Genomic DNA, 23,403 nt, shown 5'->3' with positions numbered 1-23,403 from the left:
TTGCGCATAGGCGCCAGTGGGGCGGTCCGCTGGCGGATCAGCCGCGGCCCGCTGGATCCGGCTGGCGCGTGAGCCGCAGGGCGTTGAGTACCACCAGCAGCGAGCTGATCGACATCCCGAGCGCCGCCCATAGAGGAGTGACCCAGCCCACTGCAGCGAACGGCAGAATCAGGCCATTGTACAGACTTGCCCAGGCAAGGTTTTCGATGATGATGCGTCGGCTGCGCCGGGCGATATCGAAGGCCTGCGCGAGGCTGCCGAGACGATTGGACAGCAACACGGCATCGGCGCTGGTCTTCGCCAGATCCGTTGCCGAGCCCATGGCGACGCTGATGTCGGCCGCGGCCAGCACCGGGACATCGTTGACGCCATCGCCGAGCATCAGCACGCGATGCCCTTCGGCCTGCAATGCCTGCAGCCTGGCGAGCTTCGCCGCCGGAGTCATGCCACCTTCAGCCTGGTCAATGCCCAGGTCGCTGGCGATCTGCGCCACCATCGGCGAGCTGTCTCCGGAAAGCAGCAGTGTCCGCCAGCCGCGTCGGCGGCAGGCTTCCAGCAGAGCCGGGGCGTCGTCGCGTAGCCGGTCGTCGAGTACCAGCCAGGCCAGCGGGCCTTGCTCGTCGCCCAACAGAAGCCACTGGCCGTGTTCGCCAGGAATGGCCGGCGCGGAACCGGCGAAGCCTTCGGCCACGAAGCCCGGCTGGCCGATGCGCAGGTTGCGGCCTTGAACGCTGCCCTGCAGGCCGAGGCCTGGTACCGTCTCGACGGATTCGGCAGCCAGCGGCGCGCGGCCGAAGGCGCGGGCGATCGGATGCTCGGAGCGGTTCTCCAGCGCCGCGGCCAGCGCGAGACAGCTATCGGCATCGAGCTCACCGAGCGGGTGCACGGCGCTGAGCGTGAGGCGCCCTTCGGTGAGGGTCCCGGTCTTGTCGAAAACAACGGTGTCGATCTGGTTTAGGCCTTCCAGGACATGTCCGCGGGTCAACAGCAGGCCGAGCTTATGCAGGGTGCCGGTGGCCGCCGTCAGCGCAGTGGGGGTCGCCAGCGAAAGGGCGCAGGGGCAGGTCGCGACCAGCAGCGCGAGGACGATCCAGAAGGCGCGTTGCGGGTCGATCTGCCACCAGACCAGGCCGACGATGCTGGCCACCACCAGCACCACCAGCAGAAACCATTGGGCGACTCGGTCAGCCAGTTCGGCGAGCTTGGGTTTGTCGCCCTGGGCGCGTTCCAGCAGGCGGACAATGGCGGACAGCCGGGTGTCGTCGCCCAGTGCCTGGACCTCCACGGTCAGCGGGCCTTCGACATTGAGGGTGCCGGCGGTAACCGAATCGCCGGCACCGCGTGGAAGAGGCAGATATTCCCCCGTTAGAACCGACTCGTCGACGCTGGATTGCCCGCTGAGAATCACGCCGTCAGCCGGGATCAATCCGCCGGGCTGCACCAGTACTTGGTCGCCGAGCTGCAGTTCGCTGAGCAGAATGCGGTGACTGTGACCGTCGGCATCCAGCTTCAGGCAGGACGCCGGCAGCAGGTTGACCAGTTGCGCGGTGGCGGCCGCCGTGCGCTCGCGTGCCCTGCGCTCCAGGTATCGCCCGGCCAGCAGGAAGAGGGCGAACATGCCCACCGCATCGAAATAAAGCTCGCCCTGGCCGGTGATGGTCGACCATATGCCGGCGACATAGGCGCCGCCGATGGCCAGCGATACCGACACGTCCATGGTCAGGTGGCGGGTACGCAGATCCCGTAACGCACCCTTGAAGAAATCGGTACAGCAGTAGAAGACGATGGGCGTGGTCAGCAGCAGCGCGGTCCAGCGGAGGGTGACGAAGAAGCTCTCCGACAGGTCCAGGTTGAACTCCGGCCAGGTCGCCATGGTTGCCATCATGACCTGCATCCAGAGCAGGCCGGTGACACCCAGTTGGCGCAACGAGCGCCGGTTCTCGCTCGCCAGGCGTTCGGCCGCCTGGTCGGCCTGATACGGGTGGGCCGCGTAGCCGATGCGGCGCAGCTCGCCCAACAGCTCGCTGAGCGGTAACTGCGCATCGCTCCAGCGCACGTTCAGGCGATGATTGGACAGGTTGAGGTTGGCCTCGGCCACGCCCTTCAGGTTGCGCAGATGGCGTTCGATCAGCCAGCCGCAGGCCGCGCAGCTGATGCCTTCGATCATCAGGGACGTGCTTGCCAGCTCGCCCTGGTGCTGAACGAAAGGTTGCTGTACGTCCTTGCGGTCGTACAACGCCATTTCCTCGCTGAGCTCCTGTGGGAGCGCCTGGGGATTGATCGCCGTGTCGCTGCGGTGCAGGTAGTAGCTTTCCAGGCCGCCCTTGACGATGGCTTCGGCCACCGCCTGACAGCCCGGGCAACATAAGGCCCGCGTCTCACCCAGCACGCGGGCCTGAAAGGGGCTGCCGGGAGGAACCGGCAGCCCGCAGTGGTAGCAGGGGAGGGGCTTTGCCATCAGCGGCTCAAGGCTTCAGTTCGAGCGCGCGGCCGGCTTCAACCGTCTTTTCACCATACAGGCGCCAGTCCTGGTCGCCTTCTCGGCCGAGGAGCTCGATGAAGCGTCGGCCGGTGATCGACTCCTGCATCTGTCCCTGATAGATGCCGTCGCCCTGCGGTTGCAGGACCACGCGGCGGTCACGCTCCGGCTGGGTCGGGGAGAGCAGATTCAGCACCAGTTGCCGAGGCCGGCTCGCACCGCTCAGCTGCACCTCGGCCAGACCACGCTCGTCATTGAGGACGATACGGGCCTGCATCTCCAGACGCTCCGCCAGCTTTTCTCGCTCGAGGGACTGGTTGATCCCTTTGCCGGCATCGTAGTAGTTGTCCGCCACCAGCGTATCGGCGTTGCGGATGGCAATCGTCAGCAACGACACCCCCAACACCACCGAACTCAGCAGAATCGCGATGACAAACCAGGCCCAGAACTGGGTGTACCAACGTGTTTGTTCGTTATCGGAGCGCATGCATTACCTTTCTAGCGGATGCTTGGGCCGATGAAACGGCTGTCGGCATCGTCGTTGATCGATTCGTCGTCTACCGAACGGACATGGAAGACGATCTCATTGGTGCTCGAGGGCAGCTTCTCCGGTGCGATGGACAGTTCCACCGGCACGGTCACCAGCTCACCCGCTTCGGCCCGTATCTCGCTGCGGCCCTCATAGACCAGGCCGTCGAGACCCGAGGCCTCGATCACGAAGGTCTGCTCGCGCTGAGCCTTGTTCATGACCTTGAGGGTGTACACGTTCTCGATATTGCCTTGCTCGTTCTCGCGATAGAGCACGCGATCCTTGAGCACGTCCAGTTTGACCAGCGGGCGATCATACACGGCATAGGTGAACAGCCCCATCATCGCCAGCAGCGCGACGGCGTAACCGATCAGGCGCGGACGCAGCAGATGGGTCTTCTGGCCGGACAGGTTGTGTTCGGTGGTGTAGCTGATCAGCCCGCGTGGGTAGTTCATCTTGTCCATGATCGCGTCGCACGCATCGATACAGGCCGCGCAGCCGATACATTCGATCTGCAGGCCGTCGCGGATGTCGATACCGGTCGGGCAGACCTGCACGCACATGGTGCAGTCGATGCAATCACCCAGGCCCATGGCCTTGTAATCGGCGTCCTTCTTGCGCGGGCCGCGCTTCTCGCCGCGGCGCGGATCGTAGGAAACGATCAGCGTGTCCTTGTCGAACATCACGCTCTGGAAGCGTGCGTACGGGCACATGTAGATGCAGACCTGCTCGCGCAGATAGCCGGCGTTGCCGTAGGTGGCGAGCGTGAAGAAAGCCACCCAGAACAAGGCCCAGCCGCCAACCTGCAAGGTGAGCAGGTCAGGTACCAGTTCGCGAATGGGGGTGAAGTACCCGACAAAGGTGACCCCCGTCGCGAAGGAGACAAACAGCCAGATGCTGTGCTTGCCCAGCTTGCGGACGAACTTGCTGCCGCTCATGGGAGCCTTGTCCAGCTTCATGCGCTGGTTGCGATCACCCTCGGTGACCTTTTCGGCCCACATGAAAACCCAGGTGAACACGCTTTGTGGGCAGGTGTAGCCGCACCATACGCGGCCGGCGAACACAGTGATGAAGAACAGGCCGAAGGCGCAGATGATCAGCAGCCACGACAACAGCATGAAGTCCTGAGGCCAGAAGGTAGCCCCGAAGACATGGAATTTGCGCTCCGGAAGATCCCACCAGACAGCCTGTCGGCCGTTCCAGTTGATCCATGCTGTGCCGAAATAAAGGATGAAGAGAACCGCTCCGCCGACGCGGCGGACATTGCGAAACAGGCCGGAGAAGGCTCGGGTGTAGATTTTTTCACGCGCGGCATAGAGGTCAGCGGACGCTCCTGCCTTGGACGGAGGGGTTACATCACAAACGGGGATCTGCTCAGTCATCGAGTGCGTACCACGGCGGAAGGTGGGTGTCCCGGCCGATACGTGCCAACCGGGATCATTTTTCTGTCCAGCTGCGAATGGTACGCCCGGAGCGTTGAGGTCGGGTGTGACAGGTCGTCACTCCCGACCCCGGTCGATCACTGCTCCGGTTGCTGCGACAGGCTGTAGACGTAGGCTGCCAGCAGGTGAACCTTGTCATGGCCAAGGATCGCTTCCTGGGCAGGCATGCGGCCATTGCGACCGTAGCGCAGGGTCTGTTGGATCTGAGCGAAGCTCGAACCATACAGCCAGACGTTGTCGGTCAGGTTCGGCGCGCCCATGGCTGTAACGCCCTTGGCTTCCGGTCCATGGCAGACTACACAGTTGGCGGCGAAGATTTTTTGACCCTGCTCAATGTCGACGCTGATACCCTCTGGGGTATCACGGCCGGACAGGCTGCGAACGTAGCCAGCCACGTTGCGAATGCCTTCTTCTCCGATCACGTCCTTCCACGCCGGCATTGCAGCCTGACGGCCATGCAGGATGGTGGTCTTGATCGTCTCGGGCTCGCCGCCCCACAGCCAATCATCGTCGGTCAGGTTGGGGAAGCCATAGGCGCCCTTGGCGTCGGAGCCGTGGCAGACGGAGCAGTTGGAGGCGAACAGACGGCCACCCATCTTCAGCGCCTGCGGGTCCTTGGCCACTTCCTCTACCGGCATGGCGGCGTATTTGGCGTACAGCGGGCCGTACTGCTCGTCGGCCTTGTCCATCTCGCGCTGCCATTCCTTGACCTGAGTCCAGCCGTCCTCATAGCCCGGCAGCAGGCCTTTCCAGTTGCCCAGGCCGGGGTAGAGCGCCAGGTAGCCGAGCGCGAACACCACGGTGCCGACGAACAGCATGAACCACCAGCGCGGCAGCGGGTTGTCGTACTCCTCGATGCCGTCATAGGAGTGGCCAACGGTTTCTTCGGTGCTGTCAGGGCGTTGGCCCTTGCGAGTTGCCAGTAGCAGCCAGACCAGCGCGGCAATGGTGCCGAGGCTCAGCAGGGTGACGTACCAACTCCAAAACGAGGTCATTTATTTCTTACTCCTGGAAGCTTCTTCATCACGCTTCTTGGCGTCGGTCTCGTCGTCCGCGAAGGGCAGATTGGCGGCTTCGTCGAAGCTTTGCTTGCGTTTGCTGCTGTAGGCCCAGAGCACCACGCCAATAAAGGCGACGAATACCAGAATTGTGCCCAGGCCACGAAGAGTCCCGATTTCCATCATGCGTTACCGTTTGTTGGTGAGTGCGGTGCCGAGTACTTGCAGATAGGCCACCATGGCGTCCATCTCGGTCTTGCCACGAACGGCATCCCGGGCGCCGGCGATGTCTTCGTCGGTGTAGGGCACGCCGAGGGTGCGCAGCGCCGACATCTTCTTGGCGGTGTCCTTGCCATCGAGGGTCTTCTCGACCAGCCACGGGTAGGACGGCATCTTCGACTCGGGCACGACGTTGCGCGGGTTGTACAGGTGCGCACGGTGCCAATCATCGGAGTAACGGCCGCCGACACGGGCCAGGTCCGGACCGGTACGCTTGGAGCCCCACAGGAACGGATGGTCGTAGACGCTTTCGCCGGCGACGGAGTAGTGGCCGTAGCGCTCGGTTTCGGCGCGGAACGGGCGCACCATCTGCGAGTGGCAGCCCACGCAGCCTTCGCGGATGTACAGGTCACGGCCTTCGAGCTGCAGCGCGGTGTAGGGCTTCATGCCCTCGACCGGCTCGTTGACGGCGTCCTGGAAGAACAGCGGGACGATCTGGGTCAGACCGCCGATGCTCACCGCCAGGATCATGAACAGGGTCAGCAGACCGATGTTCTTTTCAAGTATTTCGTGGTTCTTCATCTATCCGTTTCCTCAAGCGATCTGCGCGGCAGCGTCGTACTGGGCTGCTTTGGCGACACGCACGGTGCGCCAGGTGTTGTAGGCCATCAGCAGCATGCCGGCGAGGAAGAAGGCGCCGCCGAGCGCACGGACGATGAAGCCTGGGTGGCTGGCTTCCAGCGCTTCGACGAAGGAGTAGGTCAGCGTGCCGTCTTCGTTGATTGCGCGCCACATCAGGCCCTGGGTGATGCCGTTGACCCACATCGAGGCGATGTAGAGCACGGTGCCGATGGTGGCCAGCCAGAAGTGCGCATTGATCAGGCCGATGCTGTGCATCTGCTCGCGACCGAACACTTTCGGGATCAGGTGGTACATGGAGCCGATGGTGATCATCGCTACCCAGCCGAGGGCGCCAGCGTGTACGTGGCCGATGGTCCAGTCGGTGTAGTGGGACAGGGCGTTGACGGTCTTGATGGCCATCATCGGACCTTCGAAGGTCGACATGCCGTAGAACGCCAGCGAAACCACCAGGAAGCGCAGGATCGGATCGGTGCGCAGCTTATGCCAGGCGCCGGACAGGGTCATCATGCCGTTGATCATGCCGCCCCAGCTCGGTGCCAGCAGGATGATCGACATCACCATGCCCAGGCTCTGCGCCCAGTCCGGCAGGGCGGTGTAGTGCAGGTGGTGCGGGCCGGCCCAGATATAAAGGGTGATCAGTGCCCAGAAGTGGACGATCGACAGGCGATAGGAATACACCGGACGCTCGGCCTGCTTCGGCACGAAGTAGTACATCATGCCCAGGAAGCCGGTGGTCAGGAAGAAGCCCACGGCGTTGTGGCCGTACCACCACTGCACCATCGCATCGGTCGCGCCCGAATAGATCGAGTAGGACTTGAACCAGCTCACCGGGATTTCCAGGTTGTTGACGATGTGCAGCATCGCCGTCACCAGGATGAAGGCACCGAAGAACCAGTTACCCACATAGATGTGCTTGGCCTTGCGCTTCATGATGGTGCCGAAGAACACGGCGATGTAGGACACCCATACCAGGGTGATCAGGATGTCGATCGGCCATTCCAGTTCCGCGTATTCCTTGGAGCTGGTGAAGCCTTGCGGCAGCGTGATGACCGCCAGCACGATCACGGCTTGCCAACCCCAGAAGGTGAAGGCAGCGAGACCATCGGAGAACAGTCGCGTCTGGCAGGTGCGCTGAACCACGTAGTAGGACGTGGCGAACAGTGCGCAACCACCGAAGGCGAAGATCACCGCGTTGGTGTGCAAGGGACGCAGACGACCGAAGCTCGTCCACGGCAGGTCGAAATTGAGCGAGGGCCACACCAGCTGCGCGGCGATGAAAACACCCAGGCCCATCCCAATGATTCCCCACACCACCGTCATGATGGCGAATTGGCGAACCACCTTATAGTTATAAGCAGTCTCACTTATTGCTGTGCTCATGCAAGGCTTCCACGCTAATGGCATTTTCGAAGGCAAAAACGGCGGCAAGTATGGAGAAAGCAGGGGGGCAATGCAAACGACGCCCGGGCTCTCTTTGCTGGCCGAAACCCTGATTTAAAGCGTCTTCCGTGTGCTGTGCAGGGACGATTCGCACCAGGCCGGTGCGCGGGATTTATCGAGTTCGCCTTATGGTTCTAGGCGGGGCGGCGAATCGGAAGCAAAGCTTAAAAGTGCAGCTGCGGAGGGGGAAGGTCTTCGGTCGGCTGAGGATGCGACAGATAGTCGCAGCGCCGTGGAAGTTGCCTTGGAACAAGGCGGGAAGGGCGGTACGAGTGTACCGCCCTTTTACGACTCACTGCTTGGCGACTTGTTCCGGGTTTTTCGACAAGCTGTAAACGTAGGCAGCGAGCAGGTGCACCTTGTCGTTACCCAGGTACTGCTGCTGAGCCGGCATCTGGCCGTTGCGGCCGTGACGGATGGTCTGCTGCAGTTGGCCCAGGCTCGAACCGTAGATCCAGCCGGAGGCATGCTGCAGGTTCGGCGCGCCCAGCGCGGCCATGCCTTCGCCACCCTGGCCGTGGCAGACGGCGCAGGTCTGCGCATAGACCTCCTTGCCTTTGCCCAGATCGGCATCGGTGCCTTCCGGCAGCGGCAGACCGGCGAGTTCGTTGCGCACGAAGGCGGCGACGTTCTTCACGCCTTCTTCGCCGATGGCCTGGCCCCAGGCCGGCATGGCAGCGATACGGCCGTTCAGAATGCTGGTCTTGATCGAGGTCGCATCACCGCCCCAGCGCCAGTGCTGGTCGGCCAGGTTCGGGAAGCCCAGGGAGCCCTTGGCGTCGGAGCCATGGCAGATGGCGCAGTAGTTGGCGAACAGGCGGGCGCCCATTTTCACAGCCTGCGGGTCCTGTGCCACCTGTTCCACCGACATGGCAGCGTACTTGGCGAAGATCGGGCCGTACTTCTCGTCGGCTTGCGAAACCTCACGCTCCCACTGCTTCTCCTGGGTCCAGCCACCTTCGTAACCCGGCAGGACGCCCTTCCAGTTGCCCAGGCCCGGGTAGAGCACCAGGTAGAGAATGCCGAACACCAGCGTGCCGATGAACAGCAAGAACCACCAGCGCGGCAGCGGGTTGTCGTATTCCTCGATGCCGTCGAAGGCATGACCCATCGTCTGGTCGGTAGTACCGGCGGACTCGCCCTTGCGGGTGGCGAAGATCAGCCAGAACAGAGCGACGATGGTGCCCAGCGTCAGCAGGGCGATGTATCCACTCCAGAAAGTGCTCATGTGCTACTCCTGGACAGCCCGAGCAACTCTGGCTGTCCGCGATTGAAGTCCCTGACGGCTGGCTTGGCAGTCCGTCATTTTTCTTGGCCGATCGGAATCAGCGCTTGTTGGTCAGAGCCGTGCCGAGTACCTGCAGGTAGGCCACCATCGCGTCCATTTCGGTCTTGCCCTTGACGGAGTCACGGGCGCCGGCGATGTCTTCGTCGGTGTAGGGCACGCCGAGGGTGCGCAACGCCGACATCTTCTTGGCGGTGTCCTTGCCATCAAGGGTCTTCTCGACCAGCCACGGGTAGGACGGCATCTTCGACTCGGGCACGACGTTGCGCGGGTTGTACAGGTGCGCACGGTGCCAATCATCGGAGTAGCGGCCGCCGACACGGGCCAGGTCCGGACCGGTACGCTTGGAGCCCCACAGGAACGGATGGTCGTAGACGCTTTCGCCGGCGACGGAGTAGTGGCCGTAGCGCTCGGTTTCGGCGCGGAACGGGCGCACCATCTGCGAGTGGCAGCCCACGCAGCCTTCGCGGATGTACAGGTCACGGCCTTCCAGTTGCAGCGCGGTGTAGGGCTTCATGCCCTCGACCGGCTCGTTGACGGCGTCCTGGAAGAACAGCGGGACGATCTGGGTCAGACCGCCGATGCTCACCGCCAGGATCATGAACAGGGTCAGCAGACCAACGTTCTTCTCGAGTTTTTCATGCGATTTCATTTACGTCGGCTCCTCAAGCGATCTGCGCGGCGGCGTCATACTCGGCCGGCTTGGCCGCCTGAACGGTGCGCCAAGTGTTGTAGGCCATCACCAGCATGCCGGCGAAGAAGATCGCACCACCGATCATCCGCACCACGAAACCGGGGTGGCTGGCTTCCAGCGCTTCGACGAAGGAGTAGGTCAGGGTGCCGTCGTCGTTGATCGCACGCCACATCAGGCCCTGAGCGATACCGTTGACCCACATCGAGGCGATGTAGAGCACGGTGCCGATGGTGGCCAGCCAGAAGTGGGTGTTGATCAGGCCGATGCTGTGCATCTGCTCGCGACCGAACACTTTCGGGATCAGGTGGTACAGCGCGCCGATGGACACCATGGCAACCCAGCCGAGGGCGCCGGCGTGTACGTGGCCGATGGTCCAGTCGGTGTAGTGGGACAGGGCATTGACGGTCTTGATCGCCATCATCGGGCCTTCGAAAGTGGACATGCCGTAGAACGCCAGCGAGACCACCAGGAAGCGCAGGATCGGGTCGCTACGCAGTTTGTGCCAGGCGCCCGACAGGGTCATCATGCCGTTGATCATGCCACCCCAGCTCGGTGCGAGCAGGATCAGCGACATCACCATGCCCAGGCTCTGCGCCCAGTCCGGCAGGGCGGTGTAGTGCAGGTGGTGCGGGCCGGCCCAGATGTAGACGGTGATCAGTGCCCAGAAGTGAACGATCGACAGGCGATAGGAGTACACCGGACGCTCGGCCTGCTTCGGCACGAAGTAGTACATGATCCCGAGGAAGCCGGCGGTGAGGAAGAAGCCCACGGCGTTGTGGCCGTACCACCACTGCACCATCGCGTCGGTGGCGCCGGAGTACAGCGAGTACGACTTCATCGCGGTGACCGGAATTTCCAGGTTGTTGACGATGTGCAGGATCGCCACGGTCAGGATGAAGGCACCGAAGAACCAGTTACCGACATAGATATGCTTGACCTTGCGCGTCGCCAGCGTGCCGAAGAAGACGATCGCATAGGCCACCCAGACGATGGTGATCAGGATGTCGATCGGCCACTCCAGTTCCGCGTATTCCTTGGAGCTGGTGAAGCCCAGCGGCAGGGAGATCGCGGCGAGCAGGATGACCAGCTGCCAGCCCCAGAAGGTGAACGCGGCCAGCTTAGGCGCGAACAGGGTGGTTTGGCAGGTGCGCTGAACCGAGTAGTAGGAAGTCGCGAACAGAGCACAGCCGCCGAAGGCGAAGATCACCGCGTTGGTGTGCAATGGGCGAAGACGACCGAAACTGGTCCACGGGAGGTCGAAGTTCAGAAATGGCCAGGCCAATTGTGCTGCGATGAAAACGCCGAGCCCCATCCCGACGATTCCCCACACCACCGTCATGATGGCGAATTGGCGGACCACCTTGTAACTGTAGGCGGTACTGGTTGCTGTGTTCATGTATGGGCTTCCATCCACGGGTAATGAGCAGTTTTTTCTTTCTAATAGAAAGCGGGGCAAGAATGGGGAAAGGGCAATCTGCCGGTATTGACGCGGGTCAATACACACAATGTGACAAAGGGCATCTCGTCGGCTGGAACCATCCGCAGGGCGCGGCGTCGGCCAGTCTGATTCTGGCCCACGGCGCCGGTGCGCCGATGGACAGTCCGTTCATGGAGCAAATGGCTGTGCGCCTTGCCGCGCGCGGGGTTGCGGTGTGCCGCTTCGAGTTCGCCTACATGGCGGCGCGACGCCAGGGAATGGGCAGACGCCCGCCCAGTCCGCAGGCTCAGTTGCTCGCACAATGGCGGGAAGTCCATGCGCTGGTGCGACAGCAGGCCACAGGACCGCTGGCCATCGGCGGCAAGTCCATGGGCGGGAGAATGGCGAGCCTGTTAGCCGATGAGCTGGAGGCCGAGGCACTGGTGTGCCTGGGCTATCCGTTCCATCCCGCGGGGAAGCCGGACAAGCCTCGAGTGGCCCATCTGCAAGGGCTGAGGACGCCGACATTGATCGTGCAGGGCGAGCGCGATGCACTCGGTGATCGCGAGCGGGTGGCGCAATACCCGTTGTCGCCTGCGATCGCCCTGCATTGGCTCGCTGCGGCGGACCATGATCTGAAGCCGCTGAAGCGCTCGGGGCTGACCCACGAGCAGCATCTGGACGAAGCGGCGGACGTCATCGCCGCGTTTCTGGGCGGGCTTTCAAGCCCCTGAGAAGTGGCAGCGAGCACCTGCGACGCTCGCTGCACTTGCGCTCAGCGGTTGAAGCGTTCGACCAGTGCGTACTGCCCCTGCGCCGTTGCCGCGAGGTCCTCGCTGAGCAGCGCCGAGCTACGGGCGTCGCCGGCGGTCTGGTCGGCGAGGCGGGCGATGGTGCTGACGTTGTGGCTGATCTCGTCGGCGACGGCGCTCTGCTCTTCGGTGGCCGAGGCGATCTGGGTGGTCATGTCGATGATATTGCCCATGGCCTCGTTGATGCCCGTCAGCGCCTGGTCGGCCTGGAGCACCTGCTCGACGCCGCGGCTGGCATGGACCCGACCGGCCTCGGTGGTCTGCACGGCGTGGCGTGCCTGCTGCTGCAGCTTTTCGATGAGCTGGTGGATCTCGCCGGTGGCCGCCCCGGTACGCTGGGCCAGCTGGCGTACCTCGTCGGCAACCACGGCGAAGCCGCGGCCGCTCTCGCCGGCGCGCGCCGCCTCGATGGCGGCGTTGAGTGCCAGCAGGTTGGTCTGATCGGCGATGCTCTTGATCACGTCGACCACGCTACCGATCGCCTCGCTGTCGCTGGCCAACTGATTGACCGCTTCGCCGGTCTTGGCCACCGAGTCGGACAGTTGCTGGATGGCCTTGCGCGTCTCGGCGGTGACTTCCCGGCCGTGGACAGTGAGGCGGCTGGCTTCACGGGTGGCGTCGGCAGCCAACGCAACGTTGCTGGCCACTTCCTGCGTGGTTGCGGCCATCTCGTTGATGGCCGTGGCCACCTGCTCGGTTTCCTGATGCTGCTGCACCAGGCCGTTGGCACAGTTCTGAGCCAGCGTGTCGGCCTCCTTGGCCTGACCCTGCAGCTGCACGGCGGTGTCCTGCAGGCGTGTGAGGCAGGTCTTCAGGTGGGCCTGCTGGCTGAGCATGGCCATTTCCAGCTGCGCTTCGACGCCGCGGCTATCGGTGTACATGCGCGCGATCAGCGGATCACTGGTGCTCTGCTGCGCCAGCTGCATCAGCCGGCGCAGGCCACGCTGCTGCCAATGCAGGCCGGCAAGGCCGAGCGGAATCGACAGCAGGGCCGCTGCCATGAAGCCCGCGGCATGGTCGAAGAATGCACCGAGCAGAAAGCCGATCTGGCCCACCAGAATGAACGGCAGCCACTTCATCAGTACGGGTAGCCAGACGTCGCTGCGCGGTACGCCGCTCTTGCCCGCATTCAGTCGTGCGTAGAGTGCTTCGGCGCGCTGGATCTGCTCGCGCGTCGGTTTGGTCCGCACCGATTCGTACCCGGTGACCTGCCGCTGCTGATCGAGAATCGGCGTGACGTAGGCATTGACCCAATAGTGGTCACCGTTCTTGCGACGATTCTTGACCACGCCCATCCACGGCTTGCCTTGCTTGAGCGTCGTCCACATATGCTCGAACACCGCGGGAGGCACGTCCGGGTGGCGCACCAGGTTGTGCGGCGCGCGGATCAGCTCGTCGCGAGCGAAGCCACTGACTTCGGCGAAGATGTCGTTGCAGTAGGTGATCTGCCCTTTCAGGTCGGTGGTCGAGATGAGGCGTTGCTGGTCGGGGAAGGCATATTCACGCTGGGATACGGGCTGGTTGTTACGCATCGACTTTTCACGCCTGGCATTGAATGTTCGGAGGAGCGCGCCTGACCTTTGATGTTCTTCTGGGTCCGGGCTGACCTATGGGTCGGCCATGGCATGGCGTTCTTGAGACGGCAAAGCTGATTCGAGGATCAACTTTGGTCGAAAGGCGACTGACGGCAGAATCGGCTTAATGGTTCTGCAATCTTTTTGCGAGAGGGTTAATGCGTGTCCGGACGTTCCGGTCGGCGGGGCGGTGGCGAAGTCAGGGACCGGACAGCGTGCATGGATGTTCAGGCGGCTGGAGATTGGACGCCAGTGGACGGCGAGACGCCGGTGCGAACGGATTCGCACCGGCGTTTTTTCTGCCTGATCAGCTCCCGATCAGCTGGCGCAATACGTAGTGCAGGATGCCGCCGGCCTTGAAGTACTGGACCTCGTTCAGCGTATCGATGCGGCTCAGCACCTGGAACGAATCGCGCGAGCCGTCCTGCCGTTCCACGTCGACGGTGAGCAGCTGGCGTGGCTTGATGTCCCCGCCGAGCCCTCGGATCGACAGCTTCTCCGTGCCGTTCAGACCCAGCGACTGACGCGTCTGCTCGCCGACGAACTGCAGCGCCAGCACGCCCATGCCGATGAGGTTGGATCGGTGGATGCGCTCGAAGCTCTCGGCGATGACCGCCTTCACGCCCAGCAGGTTGGTGCCCTTGGCGGCCCAGTCACGGCTGGAGCCGGTGCCATACTCCTTGCCGGCGATCACCACCAGCGGCACGCCTTCGGCCTGATAGCGCATGGCGGCGTCGTAGATCGACAGCTTTTCACCACTCGGCTGGTAGAGCGTGTTGCCGCCTTCCTCGCCGCCGAGCATCTCGTTCTTGATGCGGATGTTGGCAAAGGTGCCGCGCATCATCACTTCGTGGTTGCCGCGGCGCGAGCCGTAGGAGTTGAAGTCTTCCGGCGCCACCCCCAGCGACTGCAGGTACAGGCCGGCCGGCGAACTCGCCTTGATGTTGCCGGCGGGCGAGATGTGGTCGGTAGTGATGGAGTCGCCGAACACCGCCAGAACCCGGGCATTTTCGACGTCCGTCGGCGGCGCTGATGGCTGGCCGATATCTTCGAAGTAGGGCGGGTTCTGCACGTAGCTGGAGCTGGCATTCCACTGATAAGTGTCGCCGGCGCTGACCGGAATCTTCTGCCAGTGCTCGTCGCCGCTGAATACGTCGGCATAGCGGCTGCGGAACATCTCGCCGTCGATACGCGCCACGGCTTCGGCGATTTCGGCGCTGCTCGGCCAGATATCCTTCAGGTACACCGGCTGATTCTGGTCGTCGTAGCCCAGCGGCTCGCGGTCCATGTTGATGCGCGTGGTGCCGGCCAGGGCGAAGGCGACCACCAGCGGTGGCGAGGCCAGCCAGTTGGCCTTGACCAACGGGTGTACGCGGCCCTCGAAGTTGCGGTTGCCGGACAGCACCGACGATACGATCAGGTCGTTGTCGGTAATCGCCTGGCCGATGGCATCCGGCAACGGCCCGGAGTTGCCGATACAGGTGGTGCAGCCATAGCCCACCAGGTTGAAGCCGAGCTGGTCCAGATAGCGTGTCAGCCCAGCCCGCTCGAGGTAGTCGGTGACCACCTTGGAGCCCGGCGCCAGTGAGGACTTGACCCAGGGCTGACGCTTGAGCCCGCGCTCAACCGCCTTCTTGGCGACCAGACCGGCGGCCATCAGTACATTGGGGTTAGAGGTATTGGTGCAGGAGGTGATTGCCGCGATCACCACCGCGCCGTGCTTGAGGTGGAAGTTCTCGCCCTTGACCTTCACCGAGGTGTCGGCCTGCTGCTTGCGCCCGCCGGTTTCCAGTAGCAGGTCGAAGTTGGCGCCGATATCGCCGAGCGTGACCCGGTCCTGCGGGCGCTTGGGCCCGGCTACGGACGGCTGCACCTGGGCCAGGTCCAGCTCCAGGGTGGCGGTGAACACAGGGTCCGGCGAATCGCTGTCACGCCACATGCCCTGCGCCTTGCTGTAGGCCTCGACCAAGGCAATGCGCTCCTCGTTGCGGCCGGTCAGGCGCAGGTAGTCGATGGTGATCTGGTCGACCGGGAAGAAGCCGCAGGTAGCGCCGTACTCGGGCGCCATGTTGCCGATGGTGGCACGGTCGGCCAGCGGCAGGTGATCCAGCCCCGGGCCGTAGAACTCGACGAATTTGCCGACCACGCCGTGCTTGCGCAGCATCTGCGTCACGGTCAGCACCAGGTCGGTGGCGGTGACGCCCTCGTTGAGCTTGCCGCTGAGGCGGAAACCGATCACCTCAGGAATCAGCATCGATACCGGTTGGCCGAGCATCGCCGCTTCGGCCTCGATGCCGCCGACACCCCAGCCGAGTACGCCGAGGCCATTGATCATGGTGGTGTGCGAATCGGTGCCGACCAGGGTGTCCGGGTAGGCGACGGTTTCGCCGTTCTCTTCGCGGGTCCAGACAACCTGGCCGAGGTATTCCAGGTTGACCTGGTGGCAGATGCCGGTACCCGGCGGCACCACGCTGAAGTTGTCGAAGGCCTGCTGGCCCCAGCGCAGGAACTCGTAGCGTTCGCCGTTGCGCTGCATCTCGATCTCGACGTTCTGCTCGAAAGCCTGGTCGCTGCCGAAGCGGTCGACCATCACCGAGTGGTCGATCACCAGGTCCACCGGCGACAGCGGGTTGATCTTTTGCGGATCACCGCCGGCCCTGGCCACGGCATCGCGCATGGCCGCGAGGTCGACTACCGCCGGGACGCCGGTGAAGTCCTGCATCAGCACCCGGGCGGGGCGGTACTGGATTTCCTGGTCCGAGCTGCGGGTTTGCAGCCAGGTCACCAGCGATCTGAGATCGTCGCTGCGTACGGTCACGTCATCTTCCCAGCGCAGCAGGTTCTCCAGCAGCACCTTGAGGGAGGTGGGCAGTCGGCTGATGTCGCCCAGCTGGGCGGCTGCGTCGGGAAGGCTGTAGTAGTGGTAGGTCTTGCCGGCAACCTCGAGGCTGCGGCGACATTTCAGGCTATCCAGGGAAGGCATTCCTCATCTCCTTGTGCCCACACGGTGAGGGCTGGCTGATGAACGAGCTTTGAAACTAGCCCTTGGGCAGGTGTTTCGCTACTGCACTGGACCGGGCGATGCGGGCGAGGGTTCCCGCGGTCGGCTATGATGCGCGGCTTTGGCGCAGACCCGACCGCTCACAGGATCCGAACATGAATACATTGTTGCTGCATTGCCGCCCCGGGTTCGAAAGCGAGGTCTGTGCCGAAATCAGTGAGCACGCCGCCATCCTCGAAGTCGCCGGCTATGCCAAGGCGCGGCCTGACAGCGCCTGTGCCGAGTTCATCTGCAGCGAGCCCGGCGGCGCCGAAAGGCTGATGCGCCGGCTGCGCTTCGCCGATCTGATTTTTCCGCGGCAATGGGCACGTGGCGACTACCTGCAGCTTCCGGAAACCGATCGCATCAGCGTGCTGCTGGCGCACCTGGCGGACTACCCGGTGTGCAGCAGCCTGTGGCTGGAGGTGCTGGATACCAACGATGGCAAGGAGCTTTCCAACTTCTGCCGCAAGTTCGAGGCGCCGCTGCGCAAGGCGCTGGTCAAGGCCGGGCGCCTCGACGAGCAGGGCAAGGGGCCGCGCCTTCTGCTCACGTTCAAGAGCGGTCGCGACGTATTCGTCGGCATCGCCGAGGCGAACAACAGCGCGCTGTGGCCGATGGGCATCCCGCGCCTGAAGTTTCCGCGCCAGGCACCCAGCCGCTCGACGCTCAAGCTGGAGGAGGCCTGGCACCATTTCATCCCGCGTGAGCAGTGGGATACGCGGCTGGCGGCGGGCATGACCGGAGTCGACCTCGGCGCGGCGCCGGGCGGCTGGACCTGGCAGATGGTCAACCGGCATATCAAGGTCAGCGCGGTGGACAACGGGCCGATGAACGCCGACCTGATGGATTCCGGGCTGGTGGAACATTTTCGCGCCGACGGCTTTACCTTCCGCCCGAAAAGGCCGGTGGACTGGATGGTCTGCGACATCGTCGAGAAGCCGGCGCGCAATGCTGCGCTGCTGGAAACCTGGATCGGCGAGGGCCTGTGCCGCGAGGCGGTGGTGAACCTCAAGTTGCCGATGAAGCAGCGCTACGCCGAGGTCAAGCGCCTGCTCGAACGTATTGCCGACGGGCTGGCCGAACGTGGCGTCAAGGCCAGTATCGGCTGCAAGCAGCTGTATCACGACCGGGAAGAGGTGACCTGTCACCTGCGCCGCCTCTGATCGTTGATCGGCAGCGGATGACCTGTTCTCCCGCTTGCGCCACAATGCACGCCTGTTTTCCGGAGCCCCCTGATGAGCCAATCAGCTGAAATGACTGTCGACGCCGTTCTCGACGCCACCGGCCTGAACTGTCCCGAGCCGGTGATGATGCTGCACAACAAGGTGCGCGACCTGGCTGGCGGGGCCATGCTCAAGGTCATCGCTACCGATCCCTCGACCCAGCGCGACATTCCCAAGTTCTGCGTGTTCCTCGGCCATGATCTGGTCGAACAGCAGGCCGAGGCCGGTACCTATCTGTACTGGATTCGCAAGAAACTCGACTGACCGCGCCTTCCCGCAGGGCTGACGCTCCGCCGTTGCGTGTCAGAGATCCGGCGCGGCGGCTCGCGTATTCTGCCGCCGCCACATGCGGGTCAGCCAGCGCCAGGCGATCCAGCCGCCGCCGATCAGGTAGATCAGCCCCCCCGGCACCCACATGATCAGCCCGGCCAGCTGCTGATCTTCCACTGAGCGGCCTTCACCGTAGAACGACACGCTACCGAAGGTGAGCAGGGCGCCCAGCAGACCGGTGTGCATCAGCGTCAGCAGCACCGCCATCAGTGCCTGTGGAACCTGCTTCGGGTTCGCGCGCAGCACCGACCACCAGAACAGCCAGCCGGTGAACAGGAAGCATGCATGCTCGAAGGCATGCCACCAGAGGTTGTCCAGCGCCAGCACATAGAGCTTCGGTGTGTGCCAGATCCAGATCACCGCGCCATGCAGCAGCGCCAGCAGCGTGGGGTAGCGCCCGGCACGCAGGATCCCGGTCCATAGCGGCTGGGCGAAGCGGCCGGTGACCCCGCGCCATTGCGGCAGCGGTCGCGCCAGCGCCCACAGCGGGGCGATCACGATGATGAACAGCATGTGTTGGGTCATGTGCCAGGCCGTGCTGGTTTCCGCCCAGTCGTCGATGGGGCCGAACACCGAGAACACCACCAGCAGCATTGCTGCGTGAAAGCAGAGGGCTTCATGGCGCCGCGGCGCAACCTTGCGACCGCCGAGCAGGTACAGCAGCCAGGCCGCTGCCACCAGCAAAGCGGTCAGCAGCAGCGGCGCGCGGTCGAGCACATGGGCGTCGAACAGGCCGTGGGCGAAGGCAGGCGTCGATACACTCAGGGCTACCGGCAACGTCAGCAGTCCCGGTGATATTCGCCGTTTGGCTCGGAAGATCACAGGCATGGCGGTATCTGCAACAGCGGAATGCCGACGAACAGCGTGGCCAGGGCCGCGATGAAGTGAATCCCCGCAGCGATCTTGGTGACGAACTGCTGCCGTTCGTTCTGTTCCTCCGGTGCCCGCGACAGACGCCAGAAATAGCGCGCCATCCACAGCAGCAACGCGAGGGTCAGCAGGGTCAGGGCACCCAGGCTGCCGTTCAGCCAGTTCCATACGCCCTGGGCCGGGTCGGGCGGGCTGAGCTTGCAGATCACCGCCTGGCCGCCATACATGGCGATGAACCACAGGCTCCAGATGATCAGGCCGATCGGAATCTGGATCGGATGGTAGGGCGACGTCCGCGCATACCTCATCACGCACCTCCCCAGGTGGCCGGAAACAGCACGATGGCCGCATAGCTGACCCAGAGCACACCCAGGTTGTAGTACCAGAGCTGCTCGACCACGACGGGCTCGTATGGCGCCTTGTCGCCCACGTAACCGAGGGCTACGCGCCATGCCTGCAGACCGGTGAGCACCGCTGCCAGCGTGCAATGGATCAGGCTGTACGCGAGCATCACGAACACCACGGCATCATGTGCGGTTTCGGTAGGTGCCAGCCCCGCGCTCAGCATCAGCCACAGCAGCATCACCGACTGCGCCAGTGCCAGCAGCCCCAGCCACGCCAGCTGCGCCATCAGCCCGTGGTGCGTGCCGGCCCGCAGGCGCTTGATCAGACGGTGCAGCCAGAGCGTGCCCGCACTCAGCAGCACGGCGCTGGCGAACATCAGCCAGCCGTTGAGCTGGCTCTCCGGCACCCGCCATTGCGGCGAAACGGTCCAGAGGTAGAACCAGCCGAACAGCAGCGACAGATACAGCGCGCCGTTGGCCAACAGCGTTACGCCCATGCCCCACAGGCCCGGCCCGTCGAAGGTGCGTGAATGCAGCGGCGGCTCACCGGGCTGGGTATGGGCATCCGGCGCGGCGGCGGGGTGGGCACCGTTCTCCCACGACCAGCGCAGCAGTACCACCACTGTCGCCAGGGTCGCGCCGAGGGCGACCCAGTAGAACTTGTTCAGCAGGCTGAGGCAGAGCACGGCGAGGAACACGGACGCGATGAACGGCAGCCAGCTGTTGCCCGGTAGGTGAATGATCTCGCGCACCTTGCCGGTCAGCGGGTCGCTGCCCCAGGTCTCTCGGCGGCCATGATCGATTACCGTCAGTGCGTGCTCGCCTCGGGCTACGCTGTCTGGCAGGTCCGGGTCCTTCCATAGCGGATGGCGATCGGTTACGTCTGGCAGGCTGACGAAGTTGTAGGCGCTCGGTGGCAGGCACGTGGCCCACTCCAGCGTATCGGCCTGCCAGGGGTTCTTCGGCGCCGGCTTGCCGAAACGGAAGTGCAGTACGATGTCCAGCAGGATGGTCGCGACGCCCACCGCCATGATGAAGCTGCCGATGGAGGACACTAGGTTGGGCATGTCCCAGCCCAGTCCCGTGTCATAGGTGTAGACCCGCCGCGGCATGCCGATCAGCCCGGTCCAGTGCATGATCAGGAAGGTCACGTTGAAGCCGATGAAGAACAGCCAGAAGCCCCAACGGCCGAGCTTGGCCGAGGGCATGCGGCCAGAGAAGTGTGGCAGCCAGTAATACAGCCCGGCCATCAGCGGGAAAACCATGCCGCCCACCAGCACGTAGTGCATATGAGCAACCACGAAGTGGGTGTCGTGCACCTGCCAGTCGAACGGCACCAGTGCCAGCATCACGCCGGTCAGCCCGCCAGCGACGAAGACGATGAGAAAGCCCACCAGCCAGAGCATTGGCACCTTGTATACCGGCTTGCCGAGCCAGAGCGTCGCCAGCCAGGCAAAGATCTGCACACCGGTGGGGATCGCCACCAGCATGCTCGCCGCCGAGAAGAACGCTGTGGCCAGCTGCGGAATGCCGACCGTGAACATGTGGTGCACCCACAGCCCGAAACTGATGAAGCCGGTGGTCAGCACGCCCAGCACCACCCAGCGGTAGCCCACCAGCGGACGCTGGCAGAACACCGGGATCAGCGTCGAGACGATTCCCGCGCCCGGCAGGAAGATGATGTACACCTCGGGGTGGCCGAACAGCCAGAACAGGTGCTGCCAGAGCACCGGGTCACCGCCCCGGGCGACGTCGAAGAATGGCATACCGGCCGCGCGCTCCAGCTCCAGCAGAATGGAGCCGAGTATCAATGGCGGGAAGCCGACCACGATCATCATGGCCATCACCAGGATGTACCAGGCGTACAGCGGCATCTTGTGCAGCGCCATGCCGTTGGTACGGGTGCGCAGGATCGACACCACCAGCTCGACCCCCGCCGACACCGCGGAAATCTCCACGAAGGTGATGCCGAGCAGCCAGAAATCCGAGTTCACCCCCGGCGTATGTGCTGAACTGGACAGCGGCGTGTACATGAACCAGCCGGCCTTCGGCGCGATGTCGAGGAAGATGCTCGACAGCAGGATCAGCCCGCCGAACAGGTAGCAGTAATAGCCCAGCGCGGACAGCCGCGGGAATACCAGGTCGCGGGCGCCGATCATCTTCGGGATCAGGTAGACCGCCAGCCCCTCCATCATCGGCACGGCGAAGAGGAACATCATCACCGTGCCATGCATGGTGAAGACCTGGTTGTAGACGTCCGGCTCCATCAGCTCGTAGCCGGGCAGGGCGAGTTGCGTGCGGATCAGCATCGCCAGCAGGCCGCCGACGAGGAAGAAGAAGGCGCCGGTCACCAGGAATCGAAGGCCGATGCTGGTGTGGTTGACGATGGTCAGCGCGCGCCAGCCGCGCGGGTTGCCCCACACCTCGTTGAACTGGTCGTGCAGCTGGTCAGGGTCGGTGGCGGGGGCGCCAGTGTTACGGGTCGGGGTCATGGAGCGAGCGTCTCCAGCCAGTCGGCAAGCTGGCCGAGGGTTTCTTCGGGAATGTCGTCGTGGCGGGGCATGGCAATGCCGTGCTTGATGCTCTGATGATCGCTGAGCCAGCGGCGCAGGCCTTCGGCGTCGTTGGCAATCACCCCGGCACCCAGCGTCGGGCGGGTCGCCAGGTCGCTCAGATCCGGGGCGCGATTGCCGTCACTGACACCGGCGACGCGGTGGCACTGCCCGCAGCGCTCGTCGAACACCTGGCCGGCGGCGCCGCCCGGCGGCTGGTGCTCACGCCCGGTGCGGGCCTCGATCCAGGTAGCGAACGCATCGGCTTCGAGAGCTTCGACATGCAGGATCATGTGCGCGTGCTGGCTGCCGCAGAACTCCGAACACTGCCCGCGGAAGACGCCAGTCTGGGAGGCCTGCAGACGCAAGGTGTTGGTCCGCCCGGGCACCATGTCCAGTTTGCCGCCCAGTCGCGGCACCCAGAACGAATGGATGACGTCGGCACTGGTCACCTCGACGTCGACCGGTCGATCTATCGGCAGGATGAACTGATTGGCGGTCACCACGCCGCTTTCCGGGTAACGCACCTCCCACCACCATTGATGGCCGATCACCTGGACACGCAGCGGCTGTTCGCCTTCCACCGGCAGCGGCAGCATGCTGCGTCCGGTAGGGATGCCGAAGGCCAGCAGCGCGACGATGCTGACCGTGGGCAGGACGAGGCCGCCACCGATGATCCAGCGCCGGTTGATGCGCTTGGCCTCTTCGGCGCTGTGGGTGCGCGGCTGACGCAGCATCGCGTAGATCCACAGCGCGCTGACCACCGCCAGCACCACCACGGAGAAGCCGAACATCGCCCACCAGACATTGGCCACATCGCGCGCCATGGGTCCGGCCGGCGACAGCGCCGATTGCGGCCCCTCGCAGCCGAGCAGCAAAGGAACTGCCAGCGCCAGCGTGGTCCATTTGAAAGGGTTGCCGCCTCGTCTCGCTGAGCGGGCGGCCTGTTTCAGTTTGGAGCCTGGGAGGGCCGGATGGCCACAGAACGCGAGTCCATCAACAGTAACGCTGCCATTGCGGGCCATCCGCTGCACCCAATGATGATCCATTTCCCGGTCGCTGCCCTGATCGGTTTGGTGCCGGCGGACCTGGCCTACCTCTGGACTCTCGACGAGTTCTGGTGGCGTGCTGCGCTCTGGCTGTCCGGCGTCGGCGCGATCGGCGGCTGGATCGCCAGCATCGCGGGTGTCATCGACCTGGTATCGGTTCAGCAGATCCGCCGCAAGGTCACCGCCTGGTGCCATGCGATCCTGGCGGTGATGATGCTGTCGTTGGCCTCGCTGAACTGGCTGCTGCGCTACCAGGGCATGGACCGCGGCGACGGCGACGCGATGTGGGGGCTGTATCTCTCGCTGCTCACGGCCGTGCTGATTTCCCTGGCCGCTTTCCTTGGCGGGCGGCTGGTCTACGAGCACGCGGTCGGTGTGGATCTGGATGGCGAGCAGGCGCCCTGAGCCGTCGCAACGACGTGCCGGAGACGGCCAGCTCTGGCAGGCGGGATGGGAATGGT

General features: G+C 64.0%; 20 protein-coding genes. 4 read left to right on the top strand and 16 right to left on the bottom strand.

Annotation, left to right across the window (positions count from 1 at the left end; all coding sequences use genetic code 11):
- Window positions 1–37: 37 nt before the first annotated feature.
- From VF716_RS06390 to ccoN (VF716_RS06345), 10 genes are all read right to left on the bottom strand, one after another.
- Window positions 38–2,458, bottom strand: a complete 2,421-nt coding sequence (locus VF716_RS06390; protein WP_079328604.1) for a heavy metal translocating P-type ATPase — start codon at window positions 2,456–2,458, stop codon at window positions 38–40.
- A 7-nt stretch (window positions 2,459–2,465) separates the two neighbouring features.
- Complete coding sequence (locus VF716_RS06385; RefSeq protein ID WP_106443369.1) at window positions 2,466–2,966, bottom strand: FixH family protein; 501 nt, start codon at window positions 2,964–2,966, stop codon at window positions 2,466–2,468.
- 11 nt (window positions 2,967–2,977) lie between these two features.
- Window positions 2,978–4,390 carry a cytochrome c oxidase accessory protein CcoG gene (ccoG, locus tag VF716_RS06380; RefSeq protein ID WP_440552276.1) on the bottom strand — a complete coding sequence of 471 codons (1,413 nt, stop codon included), beginning with the start codon at window positions 4,388–4,390 and terminating at the stop codon, window positions 2,978–2,980.
- A 137-nt stretch (window positions 4,391–4,527) separates the two neighbouring features.
- Window positions 4,528–5,445, bottom strand: coding sequence for a cytochrome-c oxidase, cbb3-type subunit III (gene ccoP / locus VF716_RS06375; RefSeq protein WP_011912988.1), 918 nt, complete (start codon window positions 5,443–5,445; stop codon window positions 4,528–4,530).
- The gene (locus tag VF716_RS06370) at window positions 5,446–5,631 is read right to left on the bottom strand and encodes a CcoQ/FixQ family Cbb3-type cytochrome c oxidase assembly chaperone (protein ID WP_003294837.1); all 186 of its coding nucleotides are present in this window, start codon (window positions 5,629–5,631) and stop codon (window positions 5,446–5,448) included. It abuts the gene before it with no gap.
- A 6-nt stretch (window positions 5,632–5,637) separates the two neighbouring features.
- Window positions 5,638–6,249 (bottom strand): cytochrome-c oxidase, cbb3-type subunit II, encoded by a 612-nt coding sequence (gene ccoO / locus VF716_RS06365; protein WP_011912990.1) that lies wholly within the window; start codon window positions 6,247–6,249, stop codon window positions 5,638–5,640.
- A 12-nt stretch (window positions 6,250–6,261) separates the two neighbouring features.
- Complete coding sequence (ccoN, locus tag VF716_RS06360) at window positions 6,262–7,689, bottom strand: cytochrome-c oxidase, cbb3-type subunit I (protein WP_011912991.1); 1,428 nt, start codon at window positions 7,687–7,689, stop codon at window positions 6,262–6,264.
- A gap of 352 nt (window positions 7,690–8,041) precedes the next feature.
- Window positions 8,042–8,977 (bottom strand): cytochrome-c oxidase, cbb3-type subunit III, encoded by a 936-nt coding sequence (ccoP, locus tag VF716_RS06355; RefSeq protein ID WP_011912992.1) that lies wholly within the window; start codon window positions 8,975–8,977, stop codon window positions 8,042–8,044.
- A gap of 97 nt (window positions 8,978–9,074) precedes the next feature.
- Window positions 9,075–9,686, bottom strand: a complete 612-nt coding sequence (gene ccoO / locus VF716_RS06350) for a cytochrome-c oxidase, cbb3-type subunit II (RefSeq protein ID WP_011912993.1) — start codon at window positions 9,684–9,686, stop codon at window positions 9,075–9,077.
- 13 nt (window positions 9,687–9,699) lie between these two features.
- Entirely contained in the window at window positions 9,700–11,124 is a 1,425-nt protein-coding gene (gene ccoN / locus VF716_RS06345) for a cytochrome-c oxidase, cbb3-type subunit I (protein WP_011912994.1), read from the bottom strand.
- A gap of 62 nt (window positions 11,125–11,186) precedes the next feature.
- On the opposite strand from ccoN (VF716_RS06345), the gene VF716_RS06340 reads away from it, so the two are divergent.
- Entirely contained in the window at window positions 11,187–11,879 is a 693-nt protein-coding gene (locus VF716_RS06340; RefSeq protein WP_049339618.1) for an alpha/beta fold hydrolase, read from the top strand.
- 41 nt (window positions 11,880–11,920) lie between these two features.
- Here the strand turns inward: VF716_RS06340 and VF716_RS06335 are convergent, their stop codons facing one another.
- Window positions 11,921–13,489 (bottom strand): methyl-accepting chemotaxis protein, encoded by a 1,569-nt coding sequence (locus VF716_RS06335; protein ID WP_013982577.1) that lies wholly within the window; start codon window positions 13,487–13,489, stop codon window positions 11,921–11,923.
- 349 nt (window positions 13,490–13,838) lie between these two features.
- A complete protein-coding gene (gene acnA / locus VF716_RS06330) occupies window positions 13,839–16,514 on the bottom strand; it encodes an aconitate hydratase AcnA (protein WP_440552268.1) in 2,676 nt (891 codons plus the stop codon).
- Between the two features lie 173 nt (window positions 16,515–16,687).
- On the opposite strand from acnA, the gene rlmM reads away from it, so the two are divergent.
- Both rlmM and tusA read left to right on the top strand, forming a co-directional pair.
- Complete coding sequence (rlmM, locus tag VF716_RS06325) at window positions 16,688–17,737, top strand: 23S rRNA (cytidine(2498)-2'-O)-methyltransferase RlmM (RefSeq protein WP_440552265.1); 1,050 nt, start codon at window positions 16,688–16,690, stop codon at window positions 17,735–17,737.
- A 72-nt stretch (window positions 17,738–17,809) separates the two neighbouring features.
- Window positions 17,810–18,061: a sulfurtransferase TusA gene (gene tusA, locus VF716_RS06320; protein ID WP_011912999.1), complete on the top strand. Its 252-nt coding sequence runs from the start codon at window positions 17,810–17,812 to the stop codon at window positions 18,059–18,061.
- A gap of 39 nt (window positions 18,062–18,100) precedes the next feature.
- Here the strand turns inward: tusA and VF716_RS06315 are convergent, their stop codons facing one another.
- The 4 genes from VF716_RS06315 to coxB are packed head-to-tail and all read right to left on the bottom strand — an operon-like array spanning window position 18,101 to window position 22,720.
- The gene (locus tag VF716_RS06315) at window positions 18,101–18,955 is read right to left on the bottom strand and encodes a cytochrome c oxidase assembly protein (protein WP_037004416.1); all 855 of its coding nucleotides are present in this window, start codon (window positions 18,953–18,955) and stop codon (window positions 18,101–18,103) included.
- Window positions 18,946–19,305, bottom strand: a complete 360-nt coding sequence (locus VF716_RS06310) for a hypothetical protein (protein WP_020306155.1) — start codon at window positions 19,303–19,305, stop codon at window positions 18,946–18,948. Before VF716_RS06310 ends, VF716_RS06315 begins: the two co-directional genes overlap by 10 nt.
- A complete protein-coding gene (gene ctaD / locus VF716_RS06305; protein ID WP_011913001.1) occupies window positions 19,305–21,833 on the bottom strand; it encodes a cytochrome c oxidase subunit I in 2,529 nt (842 codons plus the stop codon). Before ctaD ends, VF716_RS06310 begins: the two co-directional genes overlap by 1 nt.
- Window positions 21,830–22,720, bottom strand: coding sequence for a cytochrome c oxidase subunit II (gene coxB, locus VF716_RS06300; RefSeq protein ID WP_041755899.1), 891 nt, complete (start codon window positions 22,718–22,720; stop codon window positions 21,830–21,832). The genes ctaD and coxB overlap by 4 nt, the downstream gene beginning before the upstream one ends.
- A 147-nt stretch (window positions 22,721–22,867) precedes the next feature.
- Here coxB and VF716_RS06295 point away from each other — a divergent pair, with 147 nt between their 5' ends.
- Window positions 22,868–23,347, top strand: coding sequence for a DUF2231 domain-containing protein (locus VF716_RS06295; RefSeq protein ID WP_013982584.1), 480 nt, complete (start codon window positions 22,868–22,870; stop codon window positions 23,345–23,347).
- Window positions 23,348–23,403 lie beyond the last annotated feature (56 nt).

Source organism: Stutzerimonas sp. Brlt_14 (assembly GCF_051948915.1).
Lineage (GTDB): Bacteria > Pseudomonadota > Gammaproteobacteria > Pseudomonadales > Pseudomonadaceae > Stutzerimonas > Stutzerimonas stutzeri.
The sequence above is the reverse complement of the archived record's forward strand: the minus strand, read 5'-3'. Positions and strand labels throughout refer to the sequence as shown.